Genomic DNA, 16,998 nt, shown 5'->3' on the forward strand with positions numbered 1-16,998 from the left:
CTGTAAATGTTTCATTTGCAAAAAATCAAATGAAGAAAATGAAACTTAACTACTTTAATAATCGATTATTTCAAGTCTTCTGTTTTACTAGCGCACTTTTCATGGGACTTGTTCTTTTCGCTCTTGTTCTTTTTATCGGGCGGACAGGATTTTTAGTCTTTAATGATGTTTCTCTGACTGAATTTCTCTTTTCTACGACTTGGGAGCCTTATGAAGAAAAGTATGGTGCTGCCGTCTTTATCATAGGTACACTTTCTTTGACCGCATTAACCCTGTTGTTTGCTGCACCGATTTCCATAGGACTAGCAATATTCACGGTTGAAATCGCACCAGAATCACTAAAACGTATAATTCGGCCTGTTTTGGATTTACTCGTGGGGATTCCGTCTATTGTCTATGGCTACTTAGGTTTGACCATTCTTTTGCCGTTTTTAAGACAAGTGACTGGAAGTCTGTTAGGAGATGGTTTGTTAGCTGCAGCGATTGTTTTGACGATTATGGTATTACCTACGATTTCAAGAATTAGTGATGATGCGATCACTGCTGTTCCTCGGGAGCTAAGAGAAGCGAGTTATGCTATGGGGAGCACAAGATTTCAAACAGTGTTTGGGATTGTTTTGCCAGCAGCAAAATCGGGGATATTTACTGCAATCATTTTAGGGATGGCTCGGGCCATTGGTGAAACGATGGCTGTTGTTATGGTGATAGGGAATACAGCACAACTACCAACTGATTTGGTCACACCAACCGCTGTACTTACCAGTAATATCGTTAACCAAATCATTGATGTTGAATTTGAATCAACATGGAGTAATGCCTTGTACATGATGGCTTTCATTTTATTAATTATCTCGTCACTTATGATTGTCCTAATCCGCAAACTTCGTCCAAAAGGGGTATAAGTATGAGAAGTGGTATTTCAAACGAACTGATAAAAAATAAAAAATCAAGATACCTTGTTGATCGTATACTGACAATTAGCTTATGGATATTAACAGTGATCGTTCTTTTTCTCATCGCTGCGTTACTTCTATTTATTCTTTCAAAGGGTTTACCAAAATTGACTCCTCACTTTTTCTTTGGATTACCAGATGAAATTTTAGCTGGAGGAGGTGTTGGGCCGTTTCTGATTAACTCCTTTTACGTCTTATTTATTTCATTGGTCATTTCGATTCCAATTGGTGTTGGTTCAGGGATTTATCTATCAGAGTACGCGCCAAATAATCGATTAACTGAATTTATACGAACATGTGTTGAGAGTTTAGCAACCGTACCTTCGATTGTATTTGGATTATTTGGCTATGTTGTATTTGTAGATATCTTTAATATAGGTTTAACCATTTTAGGAGCTGGTGTTGCCTTATCGTTGCTTAATTTACCTGTTATTACACGAGTAACAGAGGTGTCGCTTCAAGCTGTTCCAGCCGAGTTAAGAGAAGCATCCTATGCGTTAGGATCAACCAAATCAAAGTCGATTGTCAATGTAGTCGTTCCTGTGGCCATGGGTGGGATATTAACTGGATTAAGCTTGGCCACCTGCCGTGCTTTCGGTGAATCTGCTGTTATTTTACTTGTTGGTGGAACGGGGACATCGGGGAATATGTGGGACTTTAACTTGCTTTCGCAAGGTGGGACCTTACCTGTCCATCTTTGGTATCTTCAATCAAGCGCGATTGTAGAAGATGCTGCAGATATTGCAGACATGTCTGCAGCGGTTCTAGTGTTAATCGTCTTAATAATTAGTTTAACGATGAGATTTCCACTCTGGTTGAGAGATTACAAAATGAGAAGTCGTATGAAATAGGCAGTAACACCTCATTACTCCATAAAAAAAGCTCCCTCTTAAGGCAGCTGGTTCTTCTTACTATGGATGACAACTTCACTTATGAAGAAGTAACCCATCTTTTGCGTCTAACTAAAGGATGGGTTATTTGTTTCGGGGTAAATGACAGAAATGACACGATTAATGCTGCAAATGTTACCGCAAACATCTTATCAAGACTAATCTTAAAAATTTAAGTTTCTCTAATTCTTCCTAACATCCTTCTTACGCTAACCTGCTGCGTTAGTTTAACAAGAGTTTATTAACAAATCTTGTGTAGCACTTTTTTTAAAAAAATAGTTCGGAAAATAAACTACTTAATATTTTTATTACTTTCTAATTGTTTTTGAATACCTGACCTATCAATCTGAATCCAATACTCTGCAATTTTTTCATTTTCTATTTTATATACAGCACTCGCAATTTCAATTACTGGCAGACCCGTTGGGGGAAAACCATCGATTTCTCCTACGTGTTTACCTACTTGTTTCCAACGTACATATACTTTATTTCCTTGTACTAAAAATTCTTGAATTTCTAAAGAAAAATTACCATATGCTTCAATCATTTCTCTTACGTGTTCAGCATAATCTTTAGGTGTCCTCAAAACTGTTTGTTCTACTTCAGATACAATTTGATGTGCCAATACTTGTTCTGCCATTAATTGATTTGAGTAATCAGGATTATTACCTGAACGTACTTCTTCAAAAAATTCTCTAACAATTTGTTCTGGTGTCATTTAAAAACCCCCTTGTTAATAAATTCAAAACTAATAATATCATAGGTGATTTTATTCTAACTATTAAACTAGCGAGTGCGTTAGTTTAACAAGAAAAAAGAGCCGTCTATGCAGCTCATTGATCTTCTACTAACGCACCCGATAGTTTAAGTGTAATACTTCACAATTCCCTCCAGAATAAATAAAAATGGCGAGAAAAATGTCACAGGAAGGTGTATTACTCCTTAACTTCACCATTAATTTAAATGGATAATTTCCCAATTAATAAAGGGTCCCCCCTGCTACTTAATCAAGAACATCTCCCCTTTTTCATCAAATGCATGCTTAAAATCAAATGCAAAAGGAGTGGGACCATGCTGAATATAATAGTTGTATCTCTTGAATGCCTCCTCCCATGAGACATCATTAACCTTTTCTGTCCACCAAACTACATAAGAAAGGTGTTTCTTTGGATACGGCTCGATCCATCTGCTTCTATCTCGTAATGCTTGCATATGCTGTCCTGAATAGGTAAAGCGATATAAGGATTGAAGGCTTCTCCATACTGTTAGTGTAAGAATAGGAGAACCAATTCCCTTTACGGTTTCTTCAGGGAAAGGGACTCCTTCAGGTGAAAACGCCTCAATAAGTCCTGACTTAGTTGCCTGACGATATACTTCATTTCCCACTTGAAAAAATTCACGAGAGGCAGGGTGGTCATTGTGGTGGTTTAGCCTACCAACAGTATAGATTGAAACTAATGCCATAAACAGCCCTCCATCTATAGTCTTTTCCTAGATATATTCAAGTAAAAATGTGAAAATTCCTTCTTCAGCTAACCTGCCTCGTTAGTTGAAGAAGAAATACGATCTGTAACATATCTATTCTATCGCTGAACGAGTGTGCTGCATGCACTCCTAGTAGACATAACACCCGGATTGGGAAGTATTCGATTTCATTACTCCATAAGAAAAGCTGCCCTTTAAAGGCAGCTGGCTTCACATTTGTATATATACCAACTGACATAATGTTAAATAAAAAAATCGTCCGTTCTATCGGACGATTTTTTCTTATTGTGCTACTTCGCTGGCAATGCTTGATTCTGCTAAGCCAACTTCTTTAAGTACCTCATTTAATTCAGCTTCAGCCTCTTCAAATTTAGCATTTGCCTCATCTAATACAACGTCACCTTCTGCAGCTAATGCGTCTGCTTTCATTGTATAAGCTTCTTGCATTTTGTTTAATGCTGAGTCAATTGTTTCTTGGTGATCTTTTAATTCAGCAGGAACTTCTAATTCTTCTACTTTAACCGCAGTATTTGCAGCAGCTGTTTTTGCAGCATCCCGCATTTTTTTTAGCTCAGCAGCTTCTGGAGGTGCTTCTACATCTACATTTTCAAAAGCATTTAGATCTGCATCTACAGCATTAATAGATTGAGAGATTGATAAGTAAAACTTCATCATATCTCCAGCAGGGTTCGCTTTTTCTTCAGATGCAGTTTCTTCAGATTTAGTTCCTACAGTCGTTGTAACTTTTTTCTCTTCTTTGTCTTCTTTGTCTTCAGTACAAGCTGCAAGCACTAAAGAAAGTGAAGCAATAAGCAATAATAGTTTTTTCATCATTCAATCTCCTTTAATCTTGGGAATATTTAGTTATATTACCACAGATAAACTCCCTTGTAAATGAATTACCAAATAATTCGCCATTTAGTAACGTTTTCAAAGATCTTATAAAGACCGATTCAATCACTGAACCGAAGGGTTTTGTTCAGTAAATCAGGAGTTAATGAACACCCTATATTTACAGTGTTTTGTGAGGTTAATTCTTTTATTAATGTTCAAGAACTCGTTCAATAATCTAAGTTCAGTAACCTATACGACACCTAAGTATAGTTACACGATTAAATCTAGGCCATAAGAAAAAACCGCCTTGTAAGGCTGTCGGTTATTCAACTAAAGCGCCCGTTAGTTGAATATGAAAAAAGCAATTTATCACATATTAAATTTAGGAGTCTTCATTAATCTTTGGAAAAAGTAGTCCCGTCCAGTCGGAATTGGCTGATGGCTGCTTTATAGCAAGCTGCATCACCAGTGAAGCATCGATTCCAGGAGTCGTTGCAGTAGGCGATTTATTGAAACATGACTGCATTTAATTTGATTGCAGGTACATTTCAAGACGCAGCCAACACCATTAACAAAGTTAAGCAATACATCCAACCGGATGCTGCTAGTCTGGGGATGATTTCATCTCACAATGAGGTCTTTAAAACTCGTAATAAAGAATTAATAAAAGATTTGATTAAAGAAAAATACAAGTTTGAATGAACCACGAAAATGCATCAAAGAAGAATGTATTCACTTACACATAGCCTTTCACACTTAGCAGACTGTATTTTCTCTTGAAGCGTTCCAAGATTTTCGTCCAGCTTGCCCCGAAAACTAAAATGAAAAATACATTCGATAATCCATGCGCCAAATCGAAATAGATGCTGGAGACATAGACACCGACAAAAAATTCCCTTGTCAAAATCTCCATGTTGCTTACAATGATCCACATGTTCATGAACCAACCGAATAAATATCCCCAAAGGAACCCGAAGATGCACTTACCCCACATTTTCTTCATCCACCAAACGTTACGCAACAGACCGGCACTCATCCCAAGCATTCCCCACGCATACATTTGCCATGGAGTCCAAGGTCCTTGTCCCAAGAAGATGTTGGAAACGACCGCTGCGACAGCCCCTACGATGAAGCCCGATTCCGCCCCGAAAACAAGACCGGCCATCATGATGACGAATGAGGTGGGCTGGACACTGGGCAGGCCCGCAAAAGGAACGCGGCTAACCGCCGCAATGGCCGCGAGCATCGCCAAAATGACGATTTCCCGCCCTGCCAATTCCCTGAATTCAAAACGGGAAAAGAAGGGGAGCATGGTACACGCGATAATCGCAAGGCTCAGCAGCAGATAGGCATTGTAATCGAAATAAACGATGGAAACAATGAGCATGGTGAGCACAATAAAAGAAGCGGCCATCAAGTAAATGTGGGAGCGGGCCATGTTTCGATCGCCTCCTCTAACGTAAGTGCTTCATATACATTGCTTGACCTTGTCGCCCGGTTGATTGCCGTGGTGTAGAAGTAATTCCCTTTGAATAATTGATCCGCCGTGCCGGCAACCGTTATTTCCCCATCAAACATGATAGCGCATCTTTGTGCATTCCGGGCAGCGAACTCGATGTCATGCGTCACCATCATGATGGTCAATCCTTCACGATGGAGCCTATAGAGCACTTCGGAAAAGCGCTTTTTCGAGATGGGATCCAGCCCTTTTGTCGGTTCATCGATGAACAGGATATCAGGAGAGCCAATCAGCATGCAGGCAAGTGCCGCCCTTTGTATTTCTCCGCCTGAGCAATCATACGGATGGCGATCCCGCAGATGTGTGATATTGAATGCCTTCATCAATTCCTCCATTTTGGCAGTGCCGTTTTTCACATCGTGTCGCACGACCGCTTCTTCCAATTCCTTCACAATGGTATCATGGACGAAATAGGTCCGTGGATTTTGGGGAAGGTAGGCCATTCTTTCATACAGTTTCCTGCCCTTCAGCTTACTTACTTCCATTCCTTCATAGCATACTGTTCCCCGTTTCGGCTTGATGCTTCCAATGCACGCCTTCATAACAGTGGATTTTCCTGAACCGTTCCCTCCGACCAATGCAAAGAATTCCCCTTTGAAAATATCCAGCGAAAGACTTTTCAAGATCATCGATCCTTTTTTCTCGTATTGGAAATATACATCCTTCATTTCCAGTACCCGCTGCCTCCCAGTTCCCTTAGTGGCATCGGCATCCGCAACTTCAAGTGCAGGATATACCGGCAGTGTTCGGATCCACTCTTTGCTTTCCTTCACGTTCAATGGTATGCCATCCAGTCTTGGCCAAACTTCTTTTTCCATATAAAGCCTAGATATTGAAGGTACGTAAGGGATGAATCGTTCGTCTCCCCGCGCATATAGTTCAGTGATGACCGCTTTGCTGTTTCCATCATAAACGATTTTCCCGTCCTCCATCATAAGTACCCGATCCGCAACCCCGAACAGTTCTTCCAACCGATGTTCGACAAGAATGACCGTCATGCCCATTTCCTTGTTCAACCTTTCCAGAATGAGAATCAACTCTTTGGCCGCAATCGGATCAAGCTGGGAAGTCGGTTCATCCAGTAGCAGCACCTTGGGCTTCAATAACAGAACGGAAAGCAAATTCAGCATCTGCTTCTGGCCACCGGATAGTTCCGATGGCTTCAATCTCAGCAATCCTTCCACTCCAAAAAAATGGACCATCTCTGCAACCCTTTTGCGCATTTCGAAATTCGAGTAGCCCAGATTTTCCAAGCCGAACACAATTTCCTGCATCACTTCATCCATGACGATTTGATTGTCGGGATCTTGAAAAACAAGGCCAATTTGTTCAATCAATAACCTTTCTTCCCAGTCCTCCAAACGCTTTCCTTCGTAATAGATTTCCCCTTTCCTCCTGCCTGCAGGGGCAAGCTCTTTTTTCAAAAGACGCAGCAATGTCGTCTTGCCGCAGCCGCTCGGGCCGCATAGCACTACAAATTCCCCTTCCCTCACACTTAAATGGATATCCTTCAGCGCTTTCCATTCCATGTCGGGAAAGCCGAATGTCATTTCTTCTATACGGAAAATTTCCACTTCAATTGTTCTCTCCCTTCAACGAGCAATGGAAATGATACCAATAACATCATACAAATAAGCAGGACCCAATCCAGGAAATAAAGGTGCAATGTCCCCAGAGCTGGATAGATAATGATTTTGCCGTACCCAAGCATCCCGCCTGTTACACATAGCGCAAAAAGAGCAGTCATTGTCACGAGCCACCCCTTATCCCGTTTGTTCATTCTGTAGGGAATATAAGGATTCCGCTTGCCCGTCCCGTATCCCCTCGCCTTCATTGAATCCGCCGTGTCCAATGATTCTTGCAAGGACCATGTCAACAAAATCTGCAGCATGGTCATCCCATTTCCCACTCGCTCCCATACGGTTCCTGTCGAGGCTGTCGTCCCTTTGATGCGCTGCACGTCGCTTATTTCATCCAGCCTTCTTTTCAAAAGGGGGACGAAACGGATGGCCAGCATGGTCAAAAAGGCGGTTCTTGGCAAGAATGAAGAAAAAACGAACAGAAATTTATTGCCGTTCAAAATGATGTTGAATGAAATGAACATCAGCAGGATCATGACAATCGACTGCGCCATTACGACACCGTACATCGTGGCTTCCAGGGTAACCTGCTTCCCTCGAAAGTAGAAGAAAATGTGCGTACCCCTCGAATTCAACAATGGATTCAAGACAATAATGGCAACGCTCATCCAGACGAGTGATGGAATCCATTTCCTGAGCGCTTTGCCGCCGCCATGGGCAAGATTGGCCCCAAACAGCAGCAAGCACGCCACAAGCAGAAATGCTGGATGATTGAAATACATGGCGAGAAAGCCGACACATAAATAATAGAAGAAAACCACGAATGGGTGGCAGCTGCGAAAGCCACTTTCCATATTTGTACACCTTCTTTCATTTAACGTTTCTCATGCAGAAAACCGGCCGCATTGCACTGGCCGGTTTTCGCTTGGCTGAATTAACGGCGAAAAGGTTTCAGGTCGGCTTTCAGGTCCTCCCCAAGACTGGTCGTATAGAGCCATTCGACATGATCATCCACCATTAACGGGACCGTGCCTGCCCCACGATCCGGAAATACCCCATTTACACGGTACATCCAGCCGCTCCCCTGTCCACGATCAAATTCATAGACATTGGCGATACCTTCCACGTAAGCACTGGCGCCTTTCCCGCCACGGTAATCCATTTGGATTTTATGTTTTTTCGTGATTTGGATCAATGCGTCCAGTACGGTATCCCCTTCCTTGAATTCCATTTTTACAGGAGTCAGAGGGACCTCACTTGACGAGATGACGATTGAGAAGACGATTGTGGATGCTTGCTCTTCAGGTTCCTTTTCTTTTTCAGCGGGGCTTTCCACAGGCGGTGCCGGTGGCTTGGAAGGGACCTGTACGGGTGCTGCCGTTTTTGGGAGATTGCCGGCAGTGGCGTTTGAAGGTTGCTTGCCATCTTCCCCTAAAGGCCCTGACGTATGATTTTCGGCTTGTCCTGGCTGCTTTTTAGCCTGCTCCTTTGCATGAGTAGGCTGCTGCACTTCTTTCTTTGCCGACGCAACCGTTTTTTCCTGCTCATTTTCCACCCGTACCTTGGTTTCTCCTGCTTTTTCTTGCTCTTCCTTGCGGGAATCCGTTATTGATTCTTCAGAGATGCCCTCGTTCTCTTCTACGGGTTCCTGTTCCGTCAGCTCCTCGCTTGCATCCGTTTCCTGGCTGCTCTGCGGTTTTTCCAGCCCTGTCGGTTTCTGCAGTGACGATCCGCATGCGCCCAGCAAAAGAACCAATACAAAAGCGGCGGCCAAATTTCCGAAGAACTTCACATGGTTCCTCAACGATAGTCCCCCTTTACTTACATTCTTTGAATTGAATGTCCTCCATATTGCAGACAATCCAGCACCTTAGTGGAGGAATGCTGGACCGTCCTTGAAATACGATATTTAATGTGAACACTTGATAAAATGAACGCGACACTGTTTATTTCTTGTTGTTCAGTGAACGGGAAAGGAACACGGCAAAATGCGCGCGGGAGACAGACCCTTTAGGATCGAAATTTCCGTTCCCATTCCCAAGCGTGATACCATTTTGATATAAAATTTCTGCATCTTTCCGATGTGCATCCGACACACTGTCCAGATCAGCCAATTTCACTTTTTCATTTGTGGCTTTCAATCCAAAAGCTCGGACAAGCACGGAAGCCATTTGTTCACGATTCAGTTTTTCACCAGCACCGAAAGTTTCCCCGATCCCCTGACCTCTGAAAATGCCTGCCGCTTTCGCAGCATGTGCGGCTTCATAGAATACGCTAGATTTGGCTACATCCTTGAATCCTGCCGGCGACTCCGGAGCTTTCAAATCCAGTGCTCTGGCAAATAAAATCGCCGCTTCCCCTCGGTTCAATTCTAGGTTTGGCTTGAACGTCCCATCCAAGAAGCCAGCAATTACACCTTTTTCAGCAAGCTCCTGTATTTCTTTTTCCCCAAAAGATCCTTTCTTGACATCCGGGAATGAAAGATTCGGGGCCGATGCCTTTACGTCTCCCATATCATACAGGCCGGTTTTGCCAGTTTTGAGACGGTCATAGGCGACCAAAGCCATCATCCCTTGCTGGGTGGCCATGTAGTTGCTTTCCGCGCCTTTCGTATGGGAAATCCCCCCGTCCATATTGACAAAGGTTTGAAGTGCCGAAAGCAAATCGCCTTTCTCTTTCTTGAAGCGATTGTCTTCCAAGTCAATCCCAAGACTTGACAGCGCAATGATTACTTGCGAAACGCTTTCACTGTTGACTGATCCTGCCGACTGGAATCCACCTTCAGCCAGTTGTTGCTTGGACAGCCAATCCAATCCTTTATTCGTTGCATCCTTTGCTTCTTTCGTTTGCTGGTATTTCGCTAGAGCTTGCAGCGCCATGGCAGTCATGTCGATATCACTTGCAGCTCCATCCGTCAGCGGAAAGCCACCATCGCCGTTCTGTTCCGCAAGCAGCCAATCCACCAGCTTTGCTTTCGTCCATACCGCATTCGCAGGAACTTCGTAATTTTTTGAGTCCAAGGCAAGCAAAGCGAAAATGACACCGTTTGTCCCTTGCATCGTCATGCGTTCATTGTTGTAGATTTTTTCAATGAAGTCATATCCCGCGATATTTCTCGGATTTTTCCCGATCGAGGTGATGGCCAACGCCATCCGCTCATAGTCGGTGACTTTCCTGAACTCTCCTTTTTCCGCCTTTACATAGCTCTCGAACGCAGCGTAGTAAGAAGCTGGAACTTTTTGAGCCGCCCTCGCCAAACCAAGTACATCCCAATCGATGAAATGATCATAATTAGTGAAATCACGGGTTTTTTCGATCCATTTTGCTGCATTGGCAATTGATTTTTGTATCTCGATCTGGTTGTTTCCATTGCTATTGCCGTTTCCGGGACTGCCGCCCCCTCCGTTATCCGGAATATTTCCTTGTCCTAGATCATGCCCAAGATCCTTCGTATATTGCCAGCGGAGAACATCTCCGTCTTTCAACACATAGTTCCCTGCACTGTATTCCGGGAAGGTTCCGTTGACCGAATACATCCAACCACTTTGTGAACCATGGTCAAACTCCCCAAGATTTTCTATCGCCTGAACGTAAAGCCCAGCCCCGGATCCAATATAATCAATGGATACCCCTTTTTGGTCGGCCACTCTTTTCAATAATGTGAACGCAGTATCACCATTTTGCAGTGCCACTTCCATAGGCACGATGATATCTCCCAGACCTATTGTGCGCTTCTCGACGGACAGTGTGACCGTTTTGTCCGACGGGATGGCACCGCTGTCGGGGTCTTCCTCAATGATGATCTTACTTGATTGGCGCAGGAGCCTTGGATAACTACCGTTAATGTCTTTCGTGACCTTCAGCTCATACGTCCCGACCCTTGCTTTTTCACCAGGTATGCGTGCGACTCCGTTGGCATCCGTTCTGAATGTCTCCCCATTGAAGTGGATGGCCGCGTCCTTGATCTTCGCTACCTCGTTCTCTTTTTCCAGTTCCCAGGAACGGTTGTACACATTGTATTCTGCCGTCACCGTAACTTCAATTTCATCGCCTTCAAGTAATTTCGGCGCAATTGAAATGTTTGGGCGGAGGGTCAATTCCTCCACTTCATCGGCTATATCGATATCTTGGTAAATGTCCCCCACGTTCCCGTAAAACCAGACGATTTCATCTCCGTCTTCAATCGGGTACTCTCCGACAGACACACCCGGATAGTCATCATTCACTATATACTGCCAGCCATCCCAGGCCCCGAACGTCGCTTGTTCCTCTGGCCCTATTTTGGCAATATAGGAACTCGATCCTTCAAACGGGATGCTTGCTTCGGCAAGCGCCTGCTCCGTCGCATCGAAAGCATCGGCGGCTTCCATGAATGTCTCCACTTGGACATCTTTATTCATGAGTAGCGTATCGTTGATTCCTTCCACTCTTACCGAGACATTCGTTTGCTTGTCCAGTTCTTGCTCCTTGTAGTCTTTCAGCCGCACGAAAGTCGACTTTCCTGCAACGGCATCAGAGATGGCAAGCAATCCTTGCTCGGTTGCCAACTGCCAGGAGCCCAAAGTGTTCTCCTGCCAAGTAAATCTGCCATCAGCCATTTGATAGCGGTCCACAAATCGTTCAATCAGGTTGACCGATCCGAGCTGCGTCGTTTCCATGGTCCACTTTTCCGAGAAGAGGTCCTCGCCTACCGCCGCCAAGCCATTGATGATAGGCGCGACGCTATTGGAGTTTTCCCCGAACATCTGCCCCATGACTTCGCCCGTGGCTTTGTTCCGGTTGTCATGTATCCCTTGGACCGCCTTGTCGACAGCGGCTTTCACATCCGGCCGGTCCAAATGTGGGGCTAGGGCGATCAGTATCCACCCTGTCACATCGGAATCGCCAAAGTATCCTGTCGTGGCATTTTGCTTACTCAATATATATTGGATATGTTTATCCTGGTCATACTCCGCTTCCATCAGATCAAGCGCGACCATTGCCCAAGGCTCTCCCCAAATAGTAAAGAAAGATCCGTTCTCTTTCTGCTTCGCAACTAAATCATGCACTATGTCCCGTGTCCCGAATTTATATGGGTTTTTGCCCAAAACGATGGAACCGATAACAATTCCTGCATCCTCGTTCGAGGAAGTAGTCACCTTTTCCTTGCCGACGGTCCAATAAGACGCTGGATTCCATGGGGAAGCATTTTCTTTCCATGGAACGTCGTTTTCCAAGTCCGTCCCTGCACCCCATAAAGCGGACATCAGCCAATAATTGCTATGTGAAGTCCCTTTGGAATAGTCAGGGGGGTTCTGTATGTAGTAGTTTTTCGTTTTCTCGATTGCTTGTTCCACTTTTGCTCTTATCTCGGCGCTACGGTCGGTTTGTGTCGACTGCGTTTGTGTATTAATTTGCCCTTCGGCAAGCTGGCCTCTCGTCTCCTGAGGCAGCGAAGCATTTCCGCTTTCCCCTATGGCTCCTGCCTGGATCGGTGAAATCAAGGACCCGAGCATAATCAATGCCAATAATGCAGGAAGAAGGCGTCGCAATTTCTGTGTGTAGGTAGTCAAGTGATGATTCTCCATTTCTCATAGAATTTTTGATTAACGTGTTGTTGCGGTTCCGTGAAATCCTCCCTTTTTCGAAATCAAACAAAAAAAGCGCTTACCCCCGGAAGAAAGGTAAGAGCCTTTGTATTCTCACAAATTCAAAAAGAAATTCAATGATCCACAATGCAACCTTTTCCCGGAAGGTATTCTACATCTATATTTAGGCAAGTCTCCTGACTTATGAGGTTGGTACGTTTCTTCCGCCTTCCCAGTTTTTCAACTAGTGGCTCATGGAAGTCACTCCCTCAATTACAGTGGCCGGACCGTCCAGGATTTTAACCTGGTTCCTTTTTAATCTTTACCCGCAAGTAAAGAACCAAAATATATAACTATTCAATTATTAAATCGCTTTCATTATAGTTTAATGGAAATAGAATTACAATAATTGAATTGGTAAAGTTTGCCTACAAAAAACGGATGATTTTTTATATAGAGATAAAGTGGGGGTTATCGCTCCTACGATTAAAAAGTCTCCAGGACTCATCATCCTCTTCTGAAGTGTCTGGGAATAATTCCAATATATAACTTTTCGATAAATAGACCTTTAGCCCACCTACTTCATCTGAGTCAATGATTTCAACAATCAAATGTTCTTTTCCTAAAATATCCTGCTATGCGTTGGTAGTACCATTAGTTCAAAATGCTTCTTATTCATTTGGTAAATTAATCCTCTTATTGAACTAACCTGCCTCGTTTGTTCAATAAGAAAAAGCTGCCTAAGCAGCACGAGGATCTTCAACTAAAGCACCCGTTAGTTGAATAAGAAGTTTTATTTAATTCTCTTGATGTTTTTTCTTATACATCTCTTTTAGTACATCTACATATTTATCGCTTGTAAAGTCATCTTTTCCGTCTTTTGCCATTTCCAAATATGCGGCGGTCATCATTTCAATGCTTTTTAGCATCTGACTCATCTAAGGCAATGATTTTTTCTTTTGTTTTTCTAAATCCAACATAAATTATCTCCTTAGTTCTGAATGAAACTATAGTAAATTCGCTATAAGGGGTAGCGTCAGGAAAATGCAGATTTACAACGTTAAGGAAGTTTCAATATTAAAAAACCTAATTTCTCATTTAATGCTGAAAAATTAGGTTTTTTCATTAATAGAAAAAGACTTATAAGTATTTATCACTAATCACTTTCATATGGTGTAACTCGTGCCCGGCAATACCATATGCAATGGTACCTATCGAAACTGGGCTGTTCATTACAGTTCCATTACGAACCCACGCTGCATCATCAATGGTTGAAATAAGGCTTAACGTGTTGGAGCGTACTGTGTCAAAACCAGCTAGTAACTGCTCCCAGGATAATTTGTTGAAGTTTGCCGCAGCAACGTATTGATCCTGATCCATTGCTGGGAGTGGTGCACTTTCATTTCGTGCAATGGCAAGCATTCGATACGACATCACACGTTCCGAGTCGGTCATATGCCCAATCACTTCTTTTAAAGTCCATTTCCCTGGAGCGTACGACTTCCTTGCTGCCTCCTCTGATACGCTGCTTAAGAGGGTAATGGTCTTAGTTCGTTGCTTACTAAGTATTTCTTCAATATCTCCATCTGGCACAAGACTAACAAACCTAGCATGCTCTGGATTTTCAATAAATAATGGTCGTGGACGCACAAGAATCCTCCTCATCGGAATAGTTAATTATGGTTCTAGGCAAATATTCGACAGTAAGAAGATATTTCCTTCATTATCTGTACAACTGATTTATGCAGTTAACATAATACAGATAATAATGGATTAATTCACTTTTTATTCCACTAACCTGCCCCGTTAGTTCAATAAGAAAAAAGAGCTGCCAAAGCAACTCCACGATCTTTAACTAAAGCACCCGTTAGTTGAATAAGGAAAATGTTTATCTCTTTCGCTTTTCTAGCCAAGGTTGGATTTTCTTTTCAATTAATTTAACTCCAATATAAGCATCCAAGACACCAACTAATAAAACAATAATTATCATACTTATACCAGTAGAATCAGCATTTACAATCGGTTTGAAAATTCTAAAAACGACAGATAAAAGAATGGGTGATGTTATTACAACCCAAACAACTACAAAAATGTTAACCACTTCAAACGCCTCTTTTAATATTTATTTTAGGATAAGATAAAAGTTTTCTTTAGCTAACATGCCCCGTTAGATGAAAAAGAAAAAAGGGCTACCAAAGCAGCCCAAAGATTTTTACAAAAGCACCCTTTAGTTGAATAAGAAAATATCCGTCTTATTCAATAACCAAAAGCTTAACTTGCTTCCAACCTCTAATAAATATTAGTAGAAGGAAAAATGTAATAGCAAATGTAATCGGTCCGTACAATGCTAATTCCCCTATCAATTGTTCTCTCGAGGGCATGGCTAAATCAGTCAAATTTGGAGAATCGAATGTACTCAAAAGAATAGCTACAAGGTTTATTACTGCATGTAAAATAATTGGTATCCAAATGTTTTGTTTCAATAGATAAAAATAAGCTAACATACATCCCATAAGAAATGCATGAGCTATTCCAATGAAACCACTATGTACTATGGCGAAAATAAGAGAAGAAATTAATATTGCAGTAATAGGCTTAAATCTTTTTGTTAACTTTCTTAGCACTATACCTCTAAAAAACAGCTCTTCCCATATTGGAGTTAATATCGCTGTAGAGATTATAGGTATTATTAAACTTAATGCACTCCTAGATACGGGTTCAATATTTTGTTCAGAAAGAAAGTTAATAAAATAATCAAAAAGTGATGGGAATAGAATAACGAACAGCGTAAAACTAATTGCTGCTATGAAAGTAAAATTAATTTTTAAAATGATACTCAAAGAGACATATTTTGCCCATTTGATACCTGACATACTCTTTTTAAGAGAAACATTATTAAATTCAATTCTATACTTTTTAATTTGGTAGATGAAATAAATCAAGATGGCTATTTTTAAAACTAACACAAGTGTTCCGTTTGGATAATTCTTTAACATAAAACCAAAAAAAATTATTCCCGAAATCACTATAGACATATAAAAAAGAACAAATGACGTAATATTAAATTTCCGATAATTGTCTACATCCATTTACAAATCTCCCCCACTAAATTTTACCACAAAAAATCTTATCTCTTATTGAACTAACCTGCCCCGTTAGTTGAAGATGAAAACGGAATACTATTTCACCAATTTAATATCAACATTAAAATGCTTGAAATGAGGAATACAACAAAAAAGGCAAGGATGTAATATGTTTTTCCTTGTTGCTGTGTCTTATGTTTCTTTTCATAATCCTTCCAACCAATAAACACACCCAAAAACATTCCTATAATTCCAAAACGTAAAATCGCTATAAAATAATCAAGAAACGGTTTATACGTAATTAGTTGACCACCGTTATCTACCTCTTGAATTTCTTTGTAACTAACAAATAGAATGGAAACAGCCAATCCGAACACTAACCCATACAGACCTGATTTTCTTAATACTTTTTCCATAGTTCTCCCATCTCCCTTCTCCACAAAATGTCCCAATTGTTGAACAAAAGTTATACCACACTCTTCAACTAACCTGCCCCTTTAGTTCAATAAGAAAAAAGGCTTCACCCCTTATTGAAGTAAAGCATCCGTTAGTTTAAGTACAATTTTTCACAAACTTCGTTAATTATTTACTATATTTTGTTCCCCAAACTTTTCCTTCGTGTTTATTAAAACTAAAATCATATTTACTACACTTAATAATAGAACAACTAAAAACATATAGAAGATAATTGGGTCTCCTCCAGATGGAACTTCATCCGCTATATATCCCGAAATAAACATATTTACTCCCGATACGATACAAGAAACAAATACCAACATACTGACTGAATATCCACTTATAACGGACTTTTTCAATAATATTAAAATTAATGTAACTAACAAACTAAAAATAAAAACACCAATTGAAAATTTAAGATAATAAAAAACATCTACTAACATTAATTCAGCTCCTTTTCAAATTTGACGTTTACACATATTACCAAGTTCCACAATGATAACCCTACTCATTATTTTCATAATTCCTCGAGCAGTTATTCAACTAGACTGCCCCGTTAGTTCAATAAGAAAAAGGGCTGAATAATCAGCCCGATGATCTTTAACTAAAGCACCAGTTAAATAGTTGAAGT

General features: G+C 41.4%; 17 protein-coding genes and 1 riboswitch. Of the genes, 3 read left to right on the forward strand and 14 right to left on the reverse strand.

The features are described from left to right. The first annotated feature begins 29 nt into the window (after positions 1-29). The gene (pstC, locus tag MHH33_RS14040) at positions 30-902 is read left to right on the forward strand and encodes a phosphate ABC transporter permease subunit PstC (RefSeq protein ID WP_231391117.1); all 873 of its coding nucleotides are present in this window, start codon (positions 30-32) and stop codon (positions 900-902) included. A gap of 2 nt (positions 903-904) precedes the next feature. Continuing rightward, complete coding sequence (gene pstA, locus MHH33_RS14045) at positions 905-1,804, forward strand: phosphate ABC transporter permease PstA (RefSeq protein WP_016428140.1); 900 nt, start codon at positions 905-907, stop codon at positions 1,802-1,804. A gap of 331 nt (positions 1,805-2,135) precedes the next feature. On the opposite strand, the gene MHH33_RS14050 is transcribed toward pstA, so the two are convergent. The 3 genes from MHH33_RS14050 to MHH33_RS14060 all read right to left on the reverse strand — a co-directional run bounded on the left by MHH33_RS14050 (position 2,136) and on the right by MHH33_RS14060 (position 4,162). After that, positions 2,136-2,561, reverse strand: a complete 426-nt coding sequence (locus MHH33_RS14050) for an ester cyclase (protein ID WP_016428141.1) — start codon at positions 2,559-2,561, stop codon at positions 2,136-2,138. Between the two features lie 281 nt (positions 2,562-2,842). Beyond that, complete coding sequence (locus MHH33_RS14055) at positions 2,843-3,307, reverse strand: DUF3291 domain-containing protein (protein WP_016428142.1); 465 nt, start codon at positions 3,305-3,307, stop codon at positions 2,843-2,845. Between the two features lie 303 nt (positions 3,308-3,610). Further along, positions 3,611-4,162 carry a hypothetical protein gene (locus tag MHH33_RS14060; RefSeq protein ID WP_016428143.1) on the reverse strand — a complete coding sequence of 184 codons (552 nt, stop codon included), beginning with the start codon at positions 4,160-4,162 and terminating at the stop codon, positions 3,611-3,613. A 516-nt stretch (positions 4,163-4,678) separates the two neighbouring features. On the opposite strand from MHH33_RS14060, the gene MHH33_RS14065 reads away from it, so the two are divergent. Next, on the forward strand, positions 4,679-4,864 hold the full coding sequence (locus tag MHH33_RS14065; RefSeq protein WP_016428144.1) for a hypothetical protein: 186 nt from the start codon (positions 4,679-4,681) through the stop codon (positions 4,862-4,864). A 34-nt stretch (positions 4,865-4,898) separates the two neighbouring features. Here the strand turns inward: MHH33_RS14065 and MHH33_RS14070 are convergent, their stop codons facing one another. From MHH33_RS14070 to MHH33_RS14120, 11 genes are all read right to left on the reverse strand, one after another. Further along, positions 4,899-5,600 (reverse strand): ECF transporter S component, encoded by a 702-nt coding sequence (locus MHH33_RS14070; protein ID WP_016428145.1) that lies wholly within the window; start codon positions 5,598-5,600, stop codon positions 4,899-4,901. Continuing rightward, on the reverse strand, positions 5,576-7,255 hold the full coding sequence (locus tag MHH33_RS14075) for an energy-coupling factor transporter ATPase (RefSeq protein WP_016428146.1): 1,680 nt from the start codon (positions 7,253-7,255) through the stop codon (positions 5,576-5,578). Before MHH33_RS14075 ends, MHH33_RS14070 begins: the two co-directional genes overlap by 25 nt. Beyond that, on the reverse strand, positions 7,237-8,115 hold the full coding sequence (locus MHH33_RS14080; RefSeq protein WP_016428147.1) for an energy-coupling factor transporter transmembrane component T: 879 nt from the start codon (positions 8,113-8,115) through the stop codon (positions 7,237-7,239). The genes MHH33_RS14075 and MHH33_RS14080 overlap by 19 nt, the downstream gene beginning before the upstream one ends. Before the next feature lie 80 nt (positions 8,116-8,195). Continuing rightward, positions 8,196-9,065: a DUF4430 domain-containing protein gene (locus tag MHH33_RS14085; RefSeq protein WP_051123197.1), complete on the reverse strand. Its 870-nt coding sequence runs from the start codon at positions 9,063-9,065 to the stop codon at positions 8,196-8,198. A 142-nt stretch (positions 9,066-9,207) separates the two neighbouring features. Further along, positions 9,208-12,813, reverse strand: a complete 3,606-nt coding sequence (locus MHH33_RS14090) for a DUF4430 domain-containing protein (RefSeq protein ID WP_016428149.1) — start codon at positions 12,811-12,813, stop codon at positions 9,208-9,210. Positions 12,814-12,997: 184 nt separating this feature from the next. Continuing rightward, a riboswitch (cobalamin riboswitch) is annotated at positions 12,998-13,188 on the reverse strand. A gap of 437 nt (positions 13,189-13,625) precedes the next feature. After that, positions 13,626-13,757: a hypothetical protein gene (locus MHH33_RS14095; protein WP_255349282.1), complete on the reverse strand. Its 132-nt coding sequence runs from the start codon at positions 13,755-13,757 to the stop codon at positions 13,626-13,628. A 211-nt stretch (positions 13,758-13,968) separates the two neighbouring features. After that, entirely contained in the window at positions 13,969-14,478 is a 510-nt protein-coding gene (locus MHH33_RS14100) for a DinB family protein (protein WP_016427919.1), read from the reverse strand. A gap of 238 nt (positions 14,479-14,716) precedes the next feature. After that, entirely contained in the window at positions 14,717-14,929 is a 213-nt protein-coding gene (locus MHH33_RS14105) for a hypothetical protein (RefSeq protein WP_016428153.1), read from the reverse strand. Between the two features lie 151 nt (positions 14,930-15,080). Then, a complete protein-coding gene (locus tag MHH33_RS14110) occupies positions 15,081-15,917 on the reverse strand; it encodes a CPBP family intramembrane glutamic endopeptidase (protein WP_016428154.1) in 837 nt (278 codons plus the stop codon). 95 nt (positions 15,918-16,012) lie between these two features. Next, positions 16,013-16,327, reverse strand: a complete 315-nt coding sequence (locus MHH33_RS14115; protein WP_016428155.1) for a hypothetical protein — start codon at positions 16,325-16,327, stop codon at positions 16,013-16,015. Positions 16,328-16,489: 162 nt separating this feature from the next. Then, positions 16,490-16,810: a hypothetical protein gene (locus MHH33_RS14120; protein WP_016428156.1), complete on the reverse strand. Its 321-nt coding sequence runs from the start codon at positions 16,808-16,810 to the stop codon at positions 16,490-16,492. Positions 16,811-16,998 lie beyond the last annotated feature (188 nt).

The sequence above is a fragment of the Paenisporosarcina sp. FSL H8-0542 genome (genome assembly GCF_038632915.1).
In the GTDB taxonomy this organism is placed as follows: Bacteria; Bacillota; Bacilli; order Bacillales_A; family Planococcaceae; genus Paenisporosarcina.